The organism is Frisingicoccus sp., from assembly GCA_016298055.1.
Taxonomy (GTDB): Bacteria; Bacillota; Clostridia; order Lachnospirales; family Lachnospiraceae; genus Frisingicoccus.
In genome coordinates this window covers 1-17,904 of the sequence record JAEDDO010000028.1, presented here as the reverse complement: position 1 = coordinate 17,904, position 17,904 = coordinate 1, and the positions used below count along the sequence as shown (strand labels likewise).

Here is a 17,904-nt window from a genome sequence, read left to right as displayed (position 1 = left end):
TACGAAAATTTCATCTGTTCTATCGCTTTTTGAATAAGTGTTTCTATCATCCTATTCCCCCAATCATCGCTCCACTTGTCTGTCTCATATAGCTTCCTCCTATGATATCCTTTTGATATCATCATAATATTTCGTTTTACACACTCCGTCAAGATGACTGCAATAAAAATACCGGATTAACCCTCATTTTTCAAATTCAGGTGATCCGGTAAATTATCATTATTCTGCAAATTTTCCTAAAAATTCTTTCATACGCTGATTGTCAGAATTAAACACTTCTTCCGGTGTCCCCTCTTCCGCAATCACGCCTTTATCCATAAAAATAACATAATCTGATACATTTTTTGCAAAATTCATCTCATGTGTTACAATGACCATCGTCATCTTTTCCGCCGCAAGATCTTTAATGATCTTGAGAATCTCTCCGGTAAGCTCCGGATCAAGTGCGGATGTCGGCTCATCAAAAAACAGTATCTTCGGCTTCATGGCCAATGCTCTGGCTATAGACACTCTCTGCTGCTGACCTCCGGATAACTGATGCGGATAAACCTCCGCCTTATCTGAAAGTCCCATCTTCCGCAGCAATTCTTTTGCTTCCCGGAAGACTTCATCTTTATTCCGTTTCTGAACCCTTAAAGGTGCATCCGTAATATTCTGAATCACAGAATAGTGAGGAAAAAGATTAAAATTCTGAAAAACAAGTCCGAAATATCCGTGAATCCGCTTCAATTCTGATGCTTTCGCATATTCCGCTTTGCCATTCTTACTCACAGCGGCCTTCTCGCCAAGATAAATAATCTCTCCGTCATCAATCGTTTCAAGCATTGTCGCACACCTGAGAAGGGTAGATTTTCCTGAACCGGAAGGCCCGATAATACTCAAAACCTCCCCCTCATTCACTGTCAGGGAAATGTCTTTCAGAACTTCAAGATCTCCAAATTCTTTTTTAATGTGATTCATTTCAAGTAAATTCATGAGTTTCCCTCCTAACGATAATAACTGAGCCGTTTTTCCAGATAATCAAAAAACAGAGCAACAAGCAGATTGAAAATATAATAAAACACACCGGCAACCACAAAAGGTATCATAGAAGATTCTGCTGCTACCAGCTGCTTTGTCAGTGTAAACACTTCCGCTACCGCTAAAGTAAATGCTAAGGATGTATCCTTGACCAGCGTAATTGTCTCATTGGCTACCGGCGGAATAATCCGCTTTATGACCTGCGGCATAATAATATGCACAAAGGTCTGCACTTTACTGTAACCAAGCAATTTGGCGGCCTCATACTGTCCTTCCGGAATGGCCGAAATACCTGCACGATAAATCTCGGCAAAATAAGCGGCATAGTTTAAAGAAAATCCAATCAATACAGCTGTCAGACGATAAGTTCGTGTAATCTGAATACCAAAAATAAAATACGGTCCAAAGTATACAACAAGAAGCTGCAGCATAAGCGGTGTTCCACGCATAATCGAAATATAAATTTTTGCGAGCAGTGATAAAATCCGAATCTTTGACATTCGAATCAACGCAAGTGCAAGTCCTAAAATCAGAGATGTCACCAGCGTAACAAAGAAAATCTCTAATGTGATTCCCATACCACTGGAAAGCTGTTTTATTATATCCATAACGGTCATAGACAGGCCCTCTTTTCGTTTAATAGTAAAAAGGGGAGCGGTAATGTCGCTCCCCGATGTATAATTCTCAATTATTCGCCAATGCAGATGTTGTCTGTGTTGATGCCATATTTTGCAGCGATTTCATCGACAACACCTTCTTTTTCCATTTCAAGCAATGTTGCCCAAACCTGATCCCGCAGATCTTCGTTACCAAGCTTAAATCCAATACCATACTGCTCTTTGGAAATTTCATCGTCAAGGATAATAATGTTATCATTTTTACTCTGTTTTGCCAAAGCAACGCCTTCATCCATAGCAACAGCATCTGCTGTACCCTGTTCAAGTTCAAGTAAGGCTGTCTCGTAATCCGGTACTTCTGTGAGTGCTGCAAAAGAATCTTTTAATGCTTTTGTTTCTTCGTTCTCTTCATCCGTCAAAGCTGCCAGTGCAGAAGAATCCGCCTGTACAAGCACTGTCTTGCCGGCAAGATCTGCTGCGGAAGCAATGCCGCTGTCTTTCTTAACAACAAACACCTGTGTGTTATCTACATACGGTTTTGTCCATGTATAATCTTCTTCACGGCCATTGATCGTAAATCCGTTCCAGATACAATCAATCGCTCCGGAATTGAGTTCCATATCTTTTGCATCCCAGTCAATCGGAGTCTTAACAAGTTCCCATCCGTTGCGGTCACATACTTCCTGAGCAAGATCCAGGTCAAATCCAACATACTCTCCATTCTCCTGATATCCATATGGAGGAAAGCTGGCATCAAAACCAACTGTAAATGTCATCTTATCTCCGGACTCTGCTGCTGTTGTTTCAACTGCAGATTCTGCAGATGTTTCTTTTGTTGTCTCCGCTGCTTTATTACCGCATCCTGTTGCGATGCATCCCATAGCCATAACTGAAGCTAAAATAAGTGCTAATTTCTTTTTCATATTTCTTCCTCCCACTTACATAATACTTGATATTCAAGTAACGCTTTATCATGGTAACATGAAAACGTATTTTTGTCAATATGCCTACGCTGCTTTCATGCGGAAGAAGGGGATGTATTTACTCACCTGATTACCGACAAAGAAGTACACCATTTTCAAAAGCCAGTGACTTTGCTATCGTTCCCTGTGCCACATATTCCTTTTTCATATCTTCCAACTGACGAAGAATATCATCTTTCGAAGAATTTCCAAAAACTGAAAGAATATGCTCATCACTCATTGCCTGATATAAAAGCAAAAGATCCGGTAATTCCCTGTGAGTCCAGAGAGAATAGGTCAGAAGGGCATTTCCGGAAGTATCATGTAAAATAAAACCGCCAAGAAGTTCTTTTCCAAAATTTTGAAGCTCCATATCCGCATACCATCCCGTATACTGGGAGTCCTGCACTAAATCCGTATGAGAAACCTGGCATGCACACCAAAATCTATAAACTTCATCCATCTCCTCCGGACCTGTTTTTTTAGCTGTGATGACCTGAATACGTCCCTGATTTTCCATCTCTTCACAAACCATCTCCCTGTAGCATTCCGGCACAACAGCAAGTCCCAGTTCGTTAAGTTTTTGCATCCATCCAAGGAAAACCGGATCCACGTCACATCGCTCTGCTGATACAAGGTAACCGTCCTCTGCAACAAGAGCTGCCAATGTCTCGGCAAAATCATGAATGTTTTCAGCAAAGTTTTCAGCCTCCGCTTTTAACATATTATAGCTTGACATAATATGATTGATATCACAATTTTCCTGAAGAAGCCGCATAGCAAATACCGTATCAAATTTTTGCCCGTGAAGCTTTTTAATATCCGCATTGATAAATGTAATATTATGTACATCCAACCGCTCTGCCAGCTCTTTCGCAGCCTTTATGGCATTAGGACTGCGATCAACAGCCGTAATGTGCGATTCCGGAAATGCCATGCCGAGAAAACAACTGATAACGCCGCACTCGCATCCCGCGTCCAGAATTTCTTTTCCGAAAACATCATGATTGTCCACGATCCAATTGCAGATCTGTCTGTAATTATCGCCCTGATATCCGCCGTTAAAAAGCAGTGCCTTATCAAGCGACTCGTTTTTCATCTCATAAAATTCGGTAAGGTAGTTTGGATTTTCTTCACTTTCCCGAATCTTGCGATAGAGGTCCGTAAGCATACTACGCCCTCTGGTCTCACCGTATTTTGCACTGAACCGAAAATAAAGCAGTTTGCTCTCCTTCGGAGGGTCTATTTCTAATTGACGCAGATAACTGAGTCCGATATCTTTCTTTTCCTTCATAACTTACACCTTCCCAAATTAGTCATAATCAAATCGTATCCGAAGCTCACCGCCATCAAAAGACCATTCCGTCAGTTTTCTTCGCCGCACTTTATCCGGCAAATGAAGTCGTCTTGTTTGATTACGTACAACAAGGATCAAATCTTCTCCATCCTTTGAAACATCGATTTCCTTTTCTGATACATAAGGAAGCCTGACAATAAATATTCTCGTCCCCTGCTCATCTTCCATTCTAAAAGCCTGTTCACGGCAAAAAACCGTATCCGGATCCGATTTTGCATAGAGTTCACATCCGACCCTTTTAAGCATTTCTATCCCGCGAAGTTCATCATCCTGAAGCATCAGTTTAAAGACTTTACAATCGCCAAAGCTCTCATCCGCCAGTTTCAGGCTCTTCTCCTGCATATCGGTCCATCCTGCGAAATACCCCTGCATTGCTTCTTCCGGATAGATCTTATTCACATAAATGGCATCCACACCAAAATCATACTCATTGATCCAGGTGTAACTTCTTCTGGCCTCATCCATTACAATACGCTCCGGAGTTGTCACGATGCGCATACTTGCAAGCTCGCGATTTCTAAGAATGGTCTGCAGCCGGGCAAGACGTTTGACCAGCTTATCAAACTCTTCAAATACCTGATCTCTTGGCTTTGGCACCTGAGTCTTTCGCGAAATCAATCCACCCAGCGCATTGTTCATACTGCGCACCGACGGAAGCAGTTTATCCGCCAGAACACTCAATCTCTCCGGATATCTGAGCAATGACAATGTCTCTCCGGTCGGTGCACAGTCAATAATAATCACATCATATGCACCGCTGTCATAAGCATCAAGAATCTTCAGAAGGGAAAACAGCTCATCCAGCCCCGGGAACAGAAGCACCTCATCTGTCTCTATTCCGCCATTGGCTTTTCCCGAAATAATCTGTTTAAGATAGTCTCTCAGATTCCCCCAGGCCTTTGTACTTTCAGCAACCGGATCGATTTCCAATGCTTCCAGTCCTTCAAAAACCTTTGTCGGTTCAAACCCCAGCTTCATATCCAGCGAATCGCCCAGACTGTGGGCCTGATCCGTACTCATAACAAGCACTTTTTTGCCGGAAAATGCAAGATTTACAGCGGTAGCAGCTGCAATACTGGTCTTGCCCACACCGCCCTTACCTGTATAGATAAGAATTCTCATGACTGCTTCACATCCTTTCCGGCATCCTCTGATACATCTTTTGTCTTCAGAGAAATCTGAAGTTTATTCTCCGCAAAACGGACATCTGTCACCTGAGCACCTCTCAGAGTATTTGGCAGTGGAATACACCGGTTGTAATTGTTTACTTTTATGTCGATATCCATATCGTGCACAACGACACTGACTTTATCCGAATCGGCTCCCGGAAGTTTTACCGTGAGACAATATCCGCCATCAATGACCTCATAGGTTTCTTTTTCATTCTGTACACCTATCTCAAAAAGATCCGGTATCTTTAATACATCGTCAGCAAGACGTTCTATCGCTTCTTTACCTCGAACTTCTTCAGAGTACCAGGGTATTTTTGTCACCGGCACTTCCGTGAATACCTTTTCGATCTCCCCAATATACTTCTTCTGTATATCTCTCCATCGGTTCATAAAATCACTGCCTGTTTCATCCGGCAGAATACGATTAATAAAGACCCTGTCTACCTGATAATCATATAAATTCAAATACATAAAATTCCGCTTTGTTTCCTCGACAACCATCTTTTCAGGCACACACACGAGACGGACACTGCATATTTCCGGATCTTTTAAAAGTTCCTGTAATAAAACCATCTGCCCGTGCATCTCTTCAATCTCGTTCATTGCCTTATGGGTTGGCAGTGTTACTTTATATTTGACTTTCGAAACCGGTGCCAGCACCCGAACCATTACTTTTCCCACCGGGAAAAATTTTTCCATATACCAGGTAAGGAGTTCCGGAAGTTTGAGCAGAGAGAGGGTTTCACCTGTTGGTGCACAGTCCACAATTATTCTGTCGTATTCACCACTCTCATAGATATCCCGGATTTTCAGCAGAGAAAACAGATTTTCGAATCCGGGAATAATAAAATTATCTCCCACACTTCCGGCCGAAAATCCCGAACTGCCCATCAACGCCCCAATCGCTTTGTTGACATTCGGAAACTCTTCCTTCATTAACATATCCGGATCAAGCTCCAGCAAAGACAGATGATCTCTTACTTTTTTTGTATGTCCGCCAACTTCAGTCTGAAAAATATCTCCGAGATTGTGAGCCATATCCGCACTGACAAGCAATGTGTTCTTACCTTCATTGGCTGAAGCTATCGCATGAGCAGCCGCAACACTGGTCTTTCCCACACCGCCTTTGCCGGTAAAAATAATAATTCTGCCCATTTACATTCCTCCATTATGTTCATGTAACTCATAGCAAATGAGTCACACCAAAGCCTCGCTCTGATGTGACTCATCATATCTTATCTTTTATTCATCAGGCGAAATATCATCAACCCTGTCGGAATGATACGCCAATTTCACCATGCGGATGTTTCCAACCCTTAACGATCTTGTCGTGAGAAAGAACTCTGCAGGTTCCGCACTCAAGGCATCCCAGCCATGAGAAACTGAACTTTCCATCAATGTATTTATAGCACTCTGCCGGGCAGGCCAGAACAAGTTTTCTGATCTCCTCTTCATCCTTATACTCAAGGTCTACATCGATATGAGAGTTTTCTTCATCTGTATGGAATACGTCAAGACCTAACTTTGCTTCAACACTCAATTTCTTCATATTAGAACGCCTCCAGTATATTTGTGATCATGTCAACAAGCTCCCTGGCACTGGTCTTCTTAGCAATAGACTCAATAATGTACATAATAAGTCCGCTGCTCGGCTGACCGTCCACTGTAAACAGCTTAGCTGCGATGTCATCTGCCATCATTGGAAGATCTTCGAAGATTGCTCTGCATGTAAGCAATGTTGGGAATCCCTTGCAAGCTTCCATATCTGCCATAATAAAGCTGTTCTTAAGTAAGTTCTCATATTCAGAAAGTGCAGCTGCACTGAAATCGCCCATCGCATGTGCTTTAATCAATGTCTCAGCAGCAAGACGACCGGATTCGATTGCAAAATCCATACCTCTTACTGTAAAACCGAGGTTAATACACATACCTGCTGCATCACCGGTAACGAGCACACCGTCTCTGTAAAGTTCCGGAATCATATGAAGACCTTCTTCAGGTACAAGATGTCCGGAATACTCGATCGTTTCTCCGCCTTCAATAAATGGAGCAACCGATGGATGTTCCTTAAATCTGTCAAGCATCTGAGGAACGGATATATCTGAATGACCGATATCACTCAATGTGGCAACAATACCAACGGATACCGTATCCTTGTTTGTGTAGATAAATCCACCGCCAAAGCCGCCAACCGTAGGATCGCCTGCGGAAAGCCATGCTGTACCTTCACCGGCTTTAAGTCCAAAACGTTCATTAATAATCTCTTCACTGAGTTTAATTGTCTCTTTAGCACCTACAGCCACCTGAGAAGGTTCAAGTTCTTTCTTCATACCAATCTGCTGTGCCAATAATGAGTTAACACCATCAGCCAGGATAACTGCTTCTGCATACATCTCTTCGCCGTCGGATTCGATACCTACAACTTTGCCATCTTCAACAAGAAGATTATCTACAAGAATACCGGTAATAATTTCCGCACCGGCCTCTTCTGCTTTCTCAGCAAGCCACTGATCGAATTTTGCTCGAAGTACAGTGTAAGATGCATTGCCCGGTTCTGAACTTAATTTTGCAGAACCATATCCGATATCGAGTGAGCCGTCCTCCGTCATAAGAGAAACTTTCTCATGTTTGATAACTCTCTCAATAGGAGCTTCTTCTTTGAAATTTGGAATAATTTTTTCAAGACTATGACCATAGAGACGTCCGCCCGTCATATTCTTAGCGCCGCAATAATCTCCGCGTTCAATAACGATAACAGAGAGACCTGCATTCGCAAGAACAATAGCTGCAGAACATCCGGCAAGTCCACCACCCACGATTATGACGTCGGCGTCAAATTCTCTCTCGCTCATTTGTATCCTCCTTATTGTATAAAAATCAAAGGTCAATAATTACAAATTTTATTTCTGTCCCCACACAAGAACACATGCACCGCACATTCTGCTCTTGTGACCTACCGCCTTCAGACCGATACTGCGGTATAATCTTTCCAGTTCCTTTCGGTGAAGGAACTGCTGTGTCGACTCATACAGCCATATGTATTCCTGATGATATTTTCTGCCTCCGCCAAGCATAGGCATAATACAGCGAAAATACAGTTTATAAAAGGGTTGTATGAGTACGTTGTCGGGAACAAATGAATCTAAACAATATATATATCCATCGGCTTTGACAACTCTTCGCATCTCGCACAGAACCTGCTTATAATCCGCCGTATTTCGAAGTCCAAAAGAAATACATGCTGCGGAGAAGCTATTATCCCGGTACGGAAGCTTCATCGCATTTCCCTGTCGAAAACGCACATTTTGTCTGCCCTTTTTTTTATTTTCTGCCACCTCAAGCATGGCTGGTGAAAAGTCAATACCTGTCACCTTAAGATCATGCCTTGCATCTGCAATCTTAAGTGCAATGTCCCCGGTCCCGCAGCATACATCCAGTATGTTGGTCCCTCTTGGAGTATTTGCAATAAGCTTGTCTGTAAGCATTTTCTTCCAGCCCTTCTGCAGGCCAAGACTTATTCGGTTGTTCGCATGGTCATAACCATCCGAAATACTCTGAAACACGTCATAGACATGTTGTTCCTTAGAATGATCAGCCATGAAAAACCTCCTGAACAAATCCTGCAGCAAAAGAAGCTGCATATGCACCATTCAATACAATATTCATAAGAACGATCCCCTGCATCGTGGCAATACGACCTTGCGGTTCAAGCCTGCATGACAATTGTTTCTTAATCACTTTTCTTCCAAAAATAACTACAAATATTGTACTTATGAAGCCTGTAAATCCAAGCAGCGTCAGAGGCATTACTGCCGCCAGCGTCACCCATGATATGATAAAATATCGATATAATCGAACTGTCTTCTTCCTTCCGATACATGTCGGCAACGTTCGTCTTCCGGCTCTCATGTCCTTCTCAATGTCGCTGCCGTTATTGCTCATCATAATCAAGGCAATCCCCACAATCAACGGAAGGGAATACAGAAGAATCTGCCAATGCAGTTTTCCGTCAGCACAGCCTGCAATTCCTAAAGGAATAAGGCCGCCCATCACAAAACCCGATACAAGTTCACCGATCGGAAGATAGGACACCGGAACCGGACCTCCCGAATAGAGAAGGATGACGACACCGCCGATAATGCCGATAAGCACCGGAATCATCCCGTTTCCCATACAGGAGATAAGCCCCAAAGCCGCTCCGGCCGCCATATACACGATACCAAGAATAAGGGCGCTTTTCGGATTTATATTCCCATAAATCAGAACCGCATCGCTTATTTCTACATGGTCACCTTCACTGTCTGTGCCCTTTATAAAATCAAAATAATCATTAAAGGTGTTCACTGCACTTTGCAGCAATATACAGGCTGCGAGGAGCATAATACCTCTTATCCATGTGAGTCCCATTCCCTGCTGCCAGCAGTAAAAATTGCCGAACAGTGCGGGAAATACCGAAGCAACCCATGTTCGAGGCGCTGCCAGATCAAGCGCAAGTTTCGGTGTCAGCGGTTTGTAGTTCTCACATTGACTCAAGTTTATCTAACATCCTTCTGATTTTCCGAGCCTCAGGGATATCTTCCAGAGAATCCAGTATCTCACCGGCAAGTGCGGCATATCTGTGAATTTCTTCCACCGTACGCTTTACACCACCGCATCGGATAACTTCCTTCTCCATCTGTCCGATCTCTTCAGAACTCAGATTTCGTTTTGCATTTTCTTTCATGATTGGCAGAAGGGCCTCTCTGCCTTCCGGTGTCTCAAGAGCCATAAGAACCGGAAGTGTATAGATGCCATCATGGAAATCTTTGTGTGTCTCCTTACCCTCTGCCACCTCACTTGATGTAAAATCGAGAAGATCATCTCGGAACTGGAACATAATGCCCAGATATTCACCGAAACATTTAAGCTTCTCTGCGACATCGCTGCCGCATCCGGCTTCCATAGCTCCAAGTTTACACGCCGTACTGAAGAGAGCGGCCGTCTTTCCTTTTATATTCTTCAGATAGTCATCCGCAGTCACATGCACATCATATCTGCATACGGCCTGTCCGATCTCTCCAATACACATATCTTCAACTGTTTTTGAAAGAATCATTGCTGCATCAATAAGTTGCTCTTTCACCTGCCAGTAGTGGACACGTTCTATAAGAAAATCCCCTGCATACACTGCAGCATCTTTTCCGTATTTACCTTGAATTGAAGGTTTTCCACGTCTGTATGGTGCCTCATCAATAATATCATCATGAATCAGCGACGCCAGATGCGTAAGTTCCACCATTGCTGCCAGCATGCAGAGCCTTTCGTATTTCTCCGTTGAATGGGGGCCGAAGGCACTGCACAGCAGCAAAAGTCTGGGGCGAATCATTTTCCCGAATGAACCGAGCACATCATCCAGTACGGCGCCTGTTCCGGTGCCGGCAAATGAGTTCTCAGCAATTTTATGCATATAATATCTTACCCGTTCCACCGCTGACTCTTCCATCATAGTACAGGCATTATTCCGCTCTGTCATTATTTTATCTCCAGTTCATTTTATTCTGTAAATTTTATAAAGCAATGCGTCTGAGATCAGATAAGTCCTCTCTTCTCAGCGATAATTTCTGCTGTATGTTTAACCTTAACGTTATCGATTCCACGTGCATCAAGGCCGCCTCGAATCTGCATCATACATCCCGGACAGTCAACAGCTACAACGTCTGCTCCTGTTGCCTGGATGTTATCAATCTTCTGCTGGAGGATCGGAGCTGCGATATCCGGATACAGAACACTGTATGTACCGCCGAATCCACAACAGTTATCATGATCTTCCATCTCAACAAATTCAACACCCTTGGTGTTCTTAAGGAGTTCACGCTGTTCCTGTGTTACACGAAGGCTTCTGCACAGATGGCAGCTGTCATGGTATGTAACTTTAACAGGTTTTCCGTCACCGGATTCTTCACATCCGCCAAGATCATAGAAGAGCTTACAGAAGTCAAAGGTCTTGTTTCCAAGTTCAACAGCTCTCTTATGCATCTCTGTTCCTTCCTCAAAGAAGGTCTGATACTGATGAAGCTGATGTGTACAGGATGGACATGCGGATACGACATAATCGTATTTTTCTGCTTCCATACCTTCAATATTGATTTCTGCCTCTTTACGCGCATTATCTACATCACCCATTGTAGATGCAGGACATCCGCAGCATGCCTGGCCCAATGGCATCTCAACAAGATAACCAATGGAGTTCAGGTCCATAACCACATCACGTGCAAGGTCTGTATATACGAAATCAAGCAGACAACCTGCGAACAATGCAATCTTTCCTTTCGGATCCGGAACATTCTGTTCGATCGTCGGGAATACGTCACGAAGCGGTACCTGTGCAATGTTCGGGAAGCTTCTTCCTTCTGTAAGTCCGGAAAGGAACATCGGCAGATGACGGATCATCGGCTGTCCCTTTGTAAATGGCGCCTGAGCAACGGAAGCAATACGGAGCATCGAATGGAAGAGCTTACGATCGGAAACTGCGTCAAGAGCAAATTTCTTGATCGCATTCGGATTCTCTTTTACACTCTTCTCACGAATCTTCATGATCATATCTGAAATCGGAAGACCGCCGCCACAAACTTCCTTACATCTTCCGCACTGGAGACAGAGATTCTGAATTTCACTTGCTCGTCCTTCATTGACAAGGAAATGTGTAAGCATAACACCAACACCGCCGGTATAAACCTTGGAGCCGTATACATGTCCGCCAACTAATGCGAATGCCGGACAGACATCAAGGCAGGCACCGCATCGGATACATTCAAAAAGCGGTCTGAACTCAGGCTCTTCAAGAATTGCACGACGTCCCGGATCATCAATGATAACTGCATAAAATTCTTTCTTTTCTTTTGTGTCGTTTTCTTTATCTGTGACAACATCACATGCGCCTGTATACATGGAAACATAAGCTGCAATTCTCTGAGCTGTACCATTACGTGGAAGCGCTTTAAAAATCCAGCGGGCATCTGAAATTGATTTAACAAATTTCTCAATACCGAAAATATACAGATGGATCTTCGGAAGTGTACCAACCATACGGCCGTTACCCTCATTCGACATCGTAAATACGGTTCCGGTCTCAGCTACTGCTACGTTTGCACCGGAAACAGCCATATCTGCCGTAATGAATTTTTCTCTCATAACTTTACGTGCTGTCTTAACTTCCTCTGCAATGATCGGCTCATTCTTAACTTTTGTATAATCTGTAAACAGATCTGCAACCTCTTCTTTGTTCAGATGAAGTGCAGGCATAACCATATGTACAGGTGTGTTGCCTTCCAGAGCTATAATAAATTCACCAAGGTCTGTTTCCTGAACGAGTACCCCATCTTCCGCAAGCGTTGTGTTGAAATGGAGTTCTTCAGAAGCCATAGACTTTGATTTAACAATGGTCTTAACACCTTTTTCTTTTACAAGAACACGAATCTTTTCCATAGCCTCTTCTTTACTTCTGGCATGAATAACATGTCCGCCTCTTGCTTCACAATTTTTAGTAAACTCTTCGATCATCTCATCGATATGATCTGCTGCGTAACGTTTAACTTCACTAATCTTATTTCGTGTTGCCTCAAAGTCCACACCTTCATATGCTTTTTCTCTTCTGGCCGGATATGTCTTACAGAATGTACCGAGTGTTCTGGCAAGAGTGGTGTTGTCCAATGCATCACGAATTTCCTGTTTTAATGCTTCACTTGACATTATATTCCCTCCTTCCATTATCATTCATCGTCTACAACTACTGCGGACAATCTGAGTGGTCCATGAACACCAACCGTGCTGACACACTCAATGTCGGCTGTACGGCTAGGACCGGTAACAAAGCCAACAAAATTTGGCATCTCAGGGAGTGCAGCGATGACATCAAACATATCATCATACTCCGGTACGATCGTAGAACCTTTCACAATACCGATATAATACTCAGACATTGTGGATACAATTCTCTCATCAATGACGTCTCTTCCCTGAACCATAGTACCGAGATCAGCAATACCATACTGTACCTCAGAAATACCACCTTTAACTGTCTCTGCATTGAGACGGATATGGTCTGTATACACTTTGATTCCTGCTTCTTCAAGAGCAGCGATAACTCCTCCTTCTTTCATAAGCGGAGTCTCAACAATACAAGTGTCCGGAATACCGGCTTCTTTTAAAATTTCGGCAACAGCTTTGCCCAGATCACTTTTTGAAGCACGCACGCATGTTCCATTCACACTTTCAAGATTCTTTTTGAATCTTTCATACAACTCATCCGTGATTTTACCCATTTATTATACTCCTTTCCGACGAATTAATTGCATCACATCGTTTCATTTATTTCAGTATATTAAAAAACACCTCGTTAGTCAACTCCAAACGCCCCTCTTGTATGTATTTTTTTTGTATTTTTGAATTTATTTGAATTATTTGATACCATTTTCCTCAAAATCATGTCTAATTTTAAGAAATTGCCTTATCGACTTAAACCCCTTTAGAATAAAGTGTTTTTAATAATTATCACCGTGAGATTATTTTTATCAGATCCTGCCCAAAAAATTTTCAGTTAACCACATATCGTTTTTTGACTCCAATGAATCCCATTATTCAAAAAAATATCATATACGCTCTGACCTGTAAAAAAAGCCTTTTTATGTTGATTTGAGACACCTGTTCTGCTATCATTAAATACGTATACAAGCCAGATTTTATACATCAAATACAGGGAGGCAAAGACTATGGAAATACAAAAAATCGGAATAAAGTTAGAAGGCGATATGTGCCTCGATGATTCAGATAAAAATCTCATCATGATATGGAGTAAAGCCGTAAATCCAGACAAGGAAGTGCTTCTTGTCTGCTGGAAAGTAACAGATCCATCCGCCGGAGAGATGAAAGACATGGTGGCTGAATGGGATCATTTTGTTGTATTGACCGCTGAGGGCAAACCTCTTGGCACTGCTCAGGACTATTTCCTGACAAAATAAAAAAACATCTTTGCAGAAACTTTTCAATGTCATACATTAACTTCTGCAAAGATGTTTTTTAAACGCGATAGTGTGCGAAGCACACTTTGTTCTTAAAGACGAATTGTAACAAAAATATCATAAATTGCCTTGATGGCAGTTTCAAAATCTTTATCCTGAACACCAATAATAATGTTCAGCTCACTGGATCCCTGATCGATCATCTTAACATTCACATTGGCATGTGCAAGAGCTGAAAAAATTCGGCCTGCTGTACCGCGTGTCGCTTTCATACCACGTCCGACAACAGCGACAAGTGATAAATCCCCTTCCATCTCAATTGCATCCGGATGAACGGAACGATGCAGATTTGCAAGCACTGCCTGCTCTTTCTGCTGAAACTCATCCTGATGAACAAAAACAGTCAGAGTATCAATGCCGGACGGCATATGTTCAAAGGAAACGCCTTCCTTTTCAAAGGCTTCAAGTACTTTTCTACCAAATCCGACCTGTGAATTCATCATGTCTTTTTCAATGGTAATGGATACGAAGCCCTTTTTACCTGCAATACCGGTAATCGTATATTCTGGTTTTACACATGTACTTTCTACAATAAATGTACCTTTATCTTCCGGTCTGTTCGTATTACGGATATTGATCGGAATACCTTCTGTACGGACAGGGAAAATGGCATCCTCATGAAGAACACTTGCTCCCATATAAGAAAGCTCACGAAGTTCTTTATAAGTTACTGTGTCAATTGGTTTTGGATTCTCGATAATTCTTGGATCTGCAACAAGAACACCGGATACATCTGTCCAGTTCTCATAAATATCTGCAATAACTGCCTTTGCAACGATAGATCCTGTCACATCAGAACCTCCTCTGGAGAAAGTCTGAACTTTACCGTCTACACCGCAGCCATAAAATCCCGGAATAACTGCACGTTCTGTTTTTGCCAGTTTCTTTCCAAGATTCTTATAAGTTTTTTCCTGATTCAAACGGCCATTCTCTGAAAAGAAAATATAATTCACCGGATCAACAAATTCATAATCCAGATATTTTGCCATAATGATACCATTCAAATATTCGCCTCTGGAGGCCGCATAATCTTTTCCTTCTTTATTCTTAAAAGAAGTTTCAATCACAGAAAACTCATCGTCCAGTGATAAATCCAGTCCCAGACCCTGAATAATTTCATTGTATCTTTCTTTGATCTGATTAAGAGTCTCACTGAAATCTTCGCCTGAAACCGCTGCCTCATAACAACGATATAACAGGTCTGTTACCTTTGTATCCTTCGTAAAACGTTTGCCCGGCGCAGAAGGGATAACATACTTCCTATCCGGGTCACTCATTATAATATTACCTACTTTTTTAAATTGCTCAGCACTGGCCAATGAGCTGCCGCCGAACTTTACAACCTTCTTCATCTGAATAGCCTCCAAATAAAATACTTCTGTTTTTAAAATTATATAACAGAATCCCTATTTGTCAACGTTTTATTACAAAACTTGCAGTGGTCATTCCAAAAAAAATGTTATATAATAACTCTATGCTGTCTATTAAAAAATGACGCAATTATTTTCCACAGGAGGTATTTGATTTGAAAAAACGTTTACTTTTTGTTGTTAATCCAAGCTCAGGCACACTCAAAATTAAAGACAGCCTGCTTGAAATCTGCCAGATTTTTTGTGACGGCGGTTATGATCTGACACTGAACGTAACTAAATATATCTCAGATGCCATCACAGAAGCTCTGAACCAGGACAAAAAATATGATCTCATCATCTGCTGCGGCGGGGACGGAACCTTCAACAGTATGGTTTCATCACTTGTCACCCTTCCGGAGCATCCTTCCATCGGTTATATTCCATCCGGAAGTACGAACGATTTTGCACGCAGTATCGGCCTGACCGGATCTTCAATCGACATTGCGCGCCAGATTATGGCAGGATTTCCGAAAAATCTGGACATTGGCGGTTTTAATGACCTTTTCTTTTCATACGTAGCTTCTTTCGGAGCCTTCACCGAGGCTTCTTATAATACACCCCAGTCTCTGAAAAACCGGCTGGGCCATCTTGCTTACATCCTTGAAGGCGTAAAAGACCTTTCCACGATTGAACCGTGCAGAATGAAAATCGTCCATGACGATATTACACTTGAAGATAACTACATCTGGGGAGCTGTCTGTAATTCAACGTCCATTGGAGGTATGATTCGATTAGACAAAGAACTTGTAGACTTCAATGATGGTTTATTCGAAGTCATGCTGATTAAATCACCAAAAACTTTATTGGATCTTACGAAAATCGTTGTATCGATCAACACGCAGGTCTATGACCCGGAAGTCATTCATTTTTTCCAGGCCGATGAACTTTTTATATATCCTGAGACAGAGATTCCATGGACTCTCGACGGCGAGTACGCTCCGGGAAGCAAAGAAATTCACATAAAAAATTATCATAACGCACTTCAGATTCTCATCTGATTATGTTCACAAATTTTCTCGGTTTTCATACATTACTAATAAATAACCCATCTCCCTGAAAGGAGCTCGTATGAATTACCGACAAAATATGACGCCCGGCTGTCATCCGATGCCGCATCCCATGCCGGCATCGACAGCCCCCGTCTGTGAAAATATCTGCACTTATCCGATCGCTATGGCTTACGTGCCTGTTCAAACATTTCAAACCACTTATGATCTGAACCGAAGTCTGGAAGTCGGAACTATCTTTCCGGAACTTCACAAACCATTTTGCGGGAAGAGGTGTATTCAATGAAAAATCTCTGTCAGCTTTCCCAATCTCAACTTTTTGATCTCATCAATAAAGTCAGCTTTGCCGTTGACGATATTGTCTTATTTCTTGACTCTCACCCGAAAAATCCTGAAGCACTTGCCTATTTTCGTGAACACAGCGAACTGCGCAATGCCGCTTTAAAAGAATATGCCCGTCGTTTCGGTCCTTTGACAATTGATACTGCCAATGACGCTGCCAGTAATTCCTGGGAATGGATTTATCAAAAATGGCCTTGGGAAGGAGGAACTTGTTCATGTGGAACTATGAAAAAAGACTGCAGTATCCGGTAAACATTAAAACTCCGAATGCCCAGATCGCTCAGGTCATCATGAGTCAGTACGGAGGACCTGACGGTGAAATGGGCGCCTCAATGCGGTATCTTTCCCAGCGTTATGCCATGCCGAACCGTCAGGCTATGGGAATGCTGACAGATATAGGAACCGAAGAACTTGCACATCTCGAGATCGTAGCAACCATAGTTACTCAGTTGACGCGTAATCTGTCTATGGAAGAACTGCAAAAATATGGGTTTGACAAATATTACGTGGACCACACGATCGGCATATGGCCGCAAGCTGCGGGAGGTATCCCGTTCAATGCCTGTGAATTCCAGTCAAAGGGGGACCCGATCACAGATCTTTTTGAAGACATGGCTGCGGAACAAAAAGCACGATCCACCTATGATAATATCCTGCGCCTTGTTAAAGATCCGGAAGTTGCGGATCCAATCCGCTTCCTGAGAGCAAGGGAGATTGTCCATTTCCAGCGTTTCGGAGAAACTTTAAGACATCTTCAGGAAGATCTGGATTCCAAAAACTTCTACGCATTTAACCCTTCCTTTGACGCCCCGACTGTATGCCCTCCTTGCGCTAAGTAATGTTCTGACCGAACAGCAAAAAACCGTTTCTCCATCCTTCATCAGGTTATGGAGAAACGGCTCCGTAAAAGTCTTTTATGAGAGCGGACCGATACAAGTATCTGTCTGCCGCGTTTTAAT

19 protein-coding genes are annotated in these 17,904 nt (G+C 42.5%); 5 read left to right on the top strand and 14 right to left on the bottom strand.

Going from position 1 to position 17,904, the window contains the following annotated elements; all coding sequences use genetic code 11:
* Positions 1-219: 219 nt before the first annotated feature.
* From QZZ35_RS04125 to QZZ35_RS04065, 13 genes are all read right to left on the bottom strand, one after another.
* A complete protein-coding gene (locus QZZ35_RS04125; protein ID WP_291236282.1) occupies positions 220-975 on the bottom strand; it encodes an amino acid ABC transporter ATP-binding protein in 756 nt (251 codons plus the stop codon).
* Positions 976-986: 11 nt separating this feature from the next.
* Positions 987-1,637: an amino acid ABC transporter permease gene (locus QZZ35_RS04120; protein ID WP_291236281.1), complete on the bottom strand. Its 651-nt coding sequence runs from the start codon at positions 1,635-1,637 to the stop codon at positions 987-989.
* Positions 1,638-1,708: 71 nt separating this feature from the next.
* Complete coding sequence (locus tag QZZ35_RS04115) at positions 1,709-2,560, bottom strand: amino acid ABC transporter substrate-binding protein (RefSeq protein ID WP_291234088.1); 852 nt, start codon at positions 2,558-2,560, stop codon at positions 1,709-1,711.
* Between the two features lie 130 nt (positions 2,561-2,690).
* The gene (locus QZZ35_RS04110) at positions 2,691-3,893 is read right to left on the bottom strand and encodes a class I SAM-dependent methyltransferase (protein WP_291236280.1); all 1,203 of its coding nucleotides are present in this window, start codon (positions 3,891-3,893) and stop codon (positions 2,691-2,693) included.
* Positions 3,894-3,911: 18 nt separating this feature from the next.
* Positions 3,912-5,078 carry an ArsA family ATPase gene (locus QZZ35_RS04105; protein WP_291236279.1) on the bottom strand — a complete coding sequence of 389 codons (1,167 nt, stop codon included), beginning with the start codon at positions 5,076-5,078 and terminating at the stop codon, positions 3,912-3,914.
* On the bottom strand, positions 5,075-6,283 hold the full coding sequence (locus QZZ35_RS04100) for an ArsA family ATPase (protein WP_291236278.1): 1,209 nt from the start codon (positions 6,281-6,283) through the stop codon (positions 5,075-5,077). Before QZZ35_RS04100 ends, QZZ35_RS04105 begins: the two co-directional genes overlap by 4 nt.
* A 109-nt stretch (positions 6,284-6,392) precedes the next feature.
* Positions 6,393-6,677 (bottom strand): ferredoxin family protein, encoded by a 285-nt coding sequence (locus QZZ35_RS04095; RefSeq protein ID WP_291234092.1) that lies wholly within the window; start codon positions 6,675-6,677, stop codon positions 6,393-6,395.
* A 1-nt stretch (position 6,678) separates the two neighbouring features.
* Positions 6,679-7,980, bottom strand: a complete 1,302-nt coding sequence (locus QZZ35_RS04090; RefSeq protein ID WP_291236277.1) for an FAD-dependent oxidoreductase — start codon at positions 7,978-7,980, stop codon at positions 6,679-6,681.
* A 48-nt stretch (positions 7,981-8,028) separates the two neighbouring features.
* Positions 8,029-8,727, bottom strand: coding sequence for a ubiquinone/menaquinone biosynthesis methyltransferase (locus QZZ35_RS04085; RefSeq protein ID WP_291236276.1), 699 nt, complete (start codon positions 8,725-8,727; stop codon positions 8,029-8,031).
* Complete coding sequence (locus QZZ35_RS04080; RefSeq protein WP_291236275.1) at positions 8,720-9,661, bottom strand: prenyltransferase; 942 nt, start codon at positions 9,659-9,661, stop codon at positions 8,720-8,722. The genes QZZ35_RS04085 and QZZ35_RS04080 overlap by 8 nt, the downstream gene beginning before the upstream one ends.
* On the bottom strand, positions 9,648-10,640 hold the full coding sequence (locus QZZ35_RS04075; RefSeq protein ID WP_291236274.1) for a polyprenyl synthetase family protein: 993 nt from the start codon (positions 10,638-10,640) through the stop codon (positions 9,648-9,650). Before QZZ35_RS04075 ends, QZZ35_RS04080 begins: the two co-directional genes overlap by 14 nt.
* Positions 10,641-10,696: 56 nt before the next feature.
* Complete coding sequence (gene ldhH / locus QZZ35_RS04070) at positions 10,697-12,856, bottom strand: L-lactate dehydrogenase (quinone) large subunit LdhH (RefSeq protein ID WP_291236273.1); 2,160 nt, start codon at positions 12,854-12,856, stop codon at positions 10,697-10,699.
* A gap of 20 nt (positions 12,857-12,876) precedes the next feature.
* Positions 12,877-13,428: a LutC/YkgG family protein gene (locus tag QZZ35_RS04065; protein ID WP_291236272.1), complete on the bottom strand. Its 552-nt coding sequence runs from the start codon at positions 13,426-13,428 to the stop codon at positions 12,877-12,879.
* A gap of 447 nt (positions 13,429-13,875) precedes the next feature.
* On the opposite strand from QZZ35_RS04065, the gene QZZ35_RS04060 reads away from it, so the two are divergent.
* Entirely contained in the window at positions 13,876-14,124 is a 249-nt protein-coding gene (locus QZZ35_RS04060) for a hypothetical protein (protein ID WP_291236271.1), read from the top strand.
* A 92-nt stretch (positions 14,125-14,216) separates the two neighbouring features.
* Here the strand turns inward: QZZ35_RS04060 and QZZ35_RS04055 are convergent, their stop codons facing one another.
* Positions 14,217-15,536 carry an aspartate kinase gene (locus QZZ35_RS04055; protein ID WP_291234905.1) on the bottom strand — a complete coding sequence of 440 codons (1,320 nt, stop codon included), beginning with the start codon at positions 15,534-15,536 and terminating at the stop codon, positions 14,217-14,219.
* A gap of 173 nt (positions 15,537-15,709) precedes the next feature.
* Here QZZ35_RS04055 and QZZ35_RS04050 point away from each other — a divergent pair, with 173 nt between their 5' ends.
* The 4 genes from QZZ35_RS04050 to QZZ35_RS04035 all read left to right on the top strand — a co-directional run bounded on the left by QZZ35_RS04050 (position 15,710) and on the right by QZZ35_RS04035 (position 17,784).
* Positions 15,710-16,594, top strand: a complete 885-nt coding sequence (locus QZZ35_RS04050) for a diacylglycerol/lipid kinase family protein (RefSeq protein WP_291236270.1) — start codon at positions 15,710-15,712, stop codon at positions 16,592-16,594.
* Between the two features lie 70 nt (positions 16,595-16,664).
* On the top strand, positions 16,665-16,889 hold the full coding sequence (locus QZZ35_RS04045) for a spore coat associated protein CotJA (RefSeq protein WP_291234903.1): 225 nt from the start codon (positions 16,665-16,667) through the stop codon (positions 16,887-16,889).
* Positions 16,886-17,197 carry a spore coat protein CotJB gene (locus QZZ35_RS04040; protein WP_291234902.1) on the top strand — a complete coding sequence of 104 codons (312 nt, stop codon included), beginning with the start codon at positions 16,886-16,888 and terminating at the stop codon, positions 17,195-17,197. Before QZZ35_RS04045 ends, QZZ35_RS04040 begins: the two co-directional genes overlap by 4 nt.
* Positions 17,161-17,784 carry a manganese catalase family protein gene (locus QZZ35_RS04035; protein WP_291234901.1) on the top strand — a complete coding sequence of 208 codons (624 nt, stop codon included), beginning with the start codon at positions 17,161-17,163 and terminating at the stop codon, positions 17,782-17,784. Before QZZ35_RS04040 ends, QZZ35_RS04035 begins: the two co-directional genes overlap by 37 nt.
* Positions 17,785-17,904: the final 120 nt, after the last annotated feature.

What these genes read in the sequence shown, in the direction of transcription:
- QZZ35_RS04035 (WP_291234901.1), top strand. Translation starts at nt 17,161, where the DNA reads ATGTGGAACTATGAAAAAAGACTGCAGTATCCGGTAAACATTAAAACT.
- QZZ35_RS04095 (WP_291234092.1), bottom strand. Translation starts at nt 6,677, where the DNA reads ATGAAGAAATTGAGTGTTGAAGCAAAGTTAGGTCTTGACGTATTCCAT.
- QZZ35_RS04040 (WP_291234902.1), top strand. Translation starts at nt 16,886, where the DNA reads ATGAAAAATCTCTGTCAGCTTTCCCAATCTCAACTTTTTGATCTCATC.
- QZZ35_RS04055 (WP_291234905.1), bottom strand. Translation starts at nt 15,536, where the DNA reads ATGAAGAAGGTTGTAAAGTTCGGCGGCAGCTCATTGGCCAGTGCTGAG.
- ldhH (WP_291236273.1), bottom strand. Translation starts at nt 12,856, where the DNA reads ATGTCAAGTGAAGCATTAAAACAGGAAATTCGTGATGCATTGGACAAC.
- QZZ35_RS04060 (WP_291236271.1), top strand. Translation starts at nt 13,876, where the DNA reads ATGGAAATACAAAAAATCGGAATAAAGTTAGAAGGCGATATGTGCCTC.
- QZZ35_RS04065 (WP_291236272.1), bottom strand. Translation starts at nt 13,428, where the DNA reads ATGGGTAAAATCACGGATGAGTTGTATGAAAGATTCAAAAAGAATCTT.
- QZZ35_RS04110 (WP_291236280.1), bottom strand. Translation starts at nt 3,893, where the DNA reads ATGAAGGAAAAGAAAGATATCGGACTCAGTTATCTGCGTCAATTAGAA.
- QZZ35_RS04100 (WP_291236278.1), bottom strand. Translation starts at nt 6,283, where the DNA reads ATGGGCAGAATTATTATTTTTACCGGCAAAGGCGGTGTGGGAAAGACC.
- QZZ35_RS04120 (WP_291236281.1), bottom strand. Translation starts at nt 1,637, where the DNA reads ATGACCGTTATGGATATAATAAAACAGCTTTCCAGTGGTATGGGAATC.
- QZZ35_RS04115 (WP_291234088.1), bottom strand. Translation starts at nt 2,560, where the DNA reads ATGAAAAAGAAATTAGCACTTATTTTAGCTTCAGTTATGGCTATGGGA.
- QZZ35_RS04045 (WP_291234903.1), top strand. Translation starts at nt 16,665, where the DNA reads ATGAATTACCGACAAAATATGACGCCCGGCTGTCATCCGATGCCGCAT.
- QZZ35_RS04125 (WP_291236282.1), bottom strand. Translation starts at nt 975, where the DNA reads ATGAATTTACTTGAAATGAATCACATTAAAAAAGAATTTGGAGATCTT.
- QZZ35_RS04105 (WP_291236279.1), bottom strand. Translation starts at nt 5,078, where the DNA reads ATGAGAATTCTTATCTATACAGGTAAGGGCGGTGTGGGCAAGACCAGT.
- QZZ35_RS04090 (WP_291236277.1), bottom strand. Translation starts at nt 7,980, where the DNA reads ATGAGCGAGAGAGAATTTGACGCCGACGTCATAATCGTGGGTGGTGGA.
- QZZ35_RS04075 (WP_291236274.1), bottom strand. Translation starts at nt 10,640, where the DNA reads ATGACAGAGCGGAATAATGCCTGTACTATGATGGAAGAGTCAGCGGTG.
- QZZ35_RS04085 (WP_291236276.1), bottom strand. Translation starts at nt 8,727, where the DNA reads ATGGCTGATCATTCTAAGGAACAACATGTCTATGACGTGTTTCAGAGT.